This window comes from Psychroflexus sp. MES1-P1E (assembly GCF_002836055.1).
In the GTDB taxonomy this organism is placed as follows: domain Bacteria; phylum Bacteroidota; class Bacteroidia; order Flavobacteriales; family Flavobacteriaceae; genus Psychroflexus.
In genome coordinates, this window is the sequence record NZ_PJBS01000296.1 from 1 (window position 1) to 1,205 (window position 1,205).

1 protein-coding gene is annotated in these 1,205 nt (G+C 31.5%); it reads right to left on the reverse strand.

Annotated features, from left to right (window positions below):
• Positions 1-14 precede the first annotated feature (14 nt).
• Complete coding sequence (locus CXF67_RS09875; RefSeq protein ID WP_102088593.1) at positions 15-1,025, reverse strand: toll/interleukin-1 receptor domain-containing protein; 1,011 nt, start codon at positions 1,023-1,025, stop codon at positions 15-17.
• Positions 1,026-1,205: the final 180 nt, after the last annotated feature.

Consider the following 1,205-nt stretch of genomic DNA (forward strand, 5'->3'; position numbering starts at 1 on the left):
AGGCGCTGTTTTTTTTATAATTTTTTACTTCTTCTTTTAATTTCATTCAAAATTAATTCTCGAACGGCGAATGTTGCAACTTCATTTGTGTTCAAAGAGATATTTGAATTATCAACACGAGTATATATTGGATTCATTTCTTGATCCAAATCAAATTTATATTTAGTTCGATAAATGACTTCTTGCTTGTCGCTGTAGTCAATTGAAGGATCCAAGCCTACAGGTCCTTTAAAGAAATTTAATATTATTTTTGCGCTATTAGCTGAGTTAGAATAAAGTCCCTCGGTACGGAAGAAAAAAGTAAAGTACACGGTCGAAAACAATATACCTATTGGACGATCTTCTTTTTTAATATGGAATCCAAGACCAAAATTTTCACGATAGTTAATCAAAGATTTTTCTATTTGTTCAACTATTTCTCTCGTTGATTTTTCAAATTTTTCAACACCTGCTTCACTTTCAATTATAGATTTTTTATTTCCTAAGAACCTCTCCTTTTCTCGAAACTCAATAATCGTAGCTTCAACATCAGGAATTTCATTATTAAAATCTGGTAGTTTACCAAGTTTAGGTTTTTTTACTAGAGGTTCATCTGATAGAATTTTAACTAATTCAAAAAATTTTGAATTGAAAAACTTATCATCTCTCATATCATGAAAAACTCTTGTTTCAATAAATACAGGACAACTCGTATCTTTAGTTCCATTTCTAATTACAGGAATTACTTTTGTTTTGATCGGATCACTTTTATATAATTCTAGGCTAATTAATGAGTGCTCAAATCCTGCTCCGCCTTCTCTTTTGTCTGCTTTTTTTTTGTATTCAGGTGTTAAAATGACTAATATTTTGTCAGCAGTTATTGCTTTCTCCATAAAATATGTCATTTCCATACCAGCAGAAAGGTCGTATTGATCAAAAATAACGTCAATTCCATTCGTTACTAACCTGTTTGCTAAATTTAGAACCCAATTTTTGTGTTCAGGACTATCCCAAGAATATGACAGAAATATTGTTTTGTGACTCATTAATTTAAATTTGATTGAAGATAAATTCTATTTTTATGGTTTCTCGTCCAAATTGCGCCTAACGTTAAGTGTATGCGTAGTGGCGGAATACGGGGCTTCTCGTCATCAAACAGAAATAGTGTTGATGCGAGCTACAAACCTTGATATTTACTACTTTCCCCGCCATTACGTATGACACAT

Bases quoted from the DNA above. Each gene is read 5' to 3' on its own strand.
- CXF67_RS09875 (WP_102088593.1), bottom strand. From the start codon at position 1,025: ATGAGTCACAAAACAATATTTCTGTCATATTCTTGGGATAGTCCTGAA.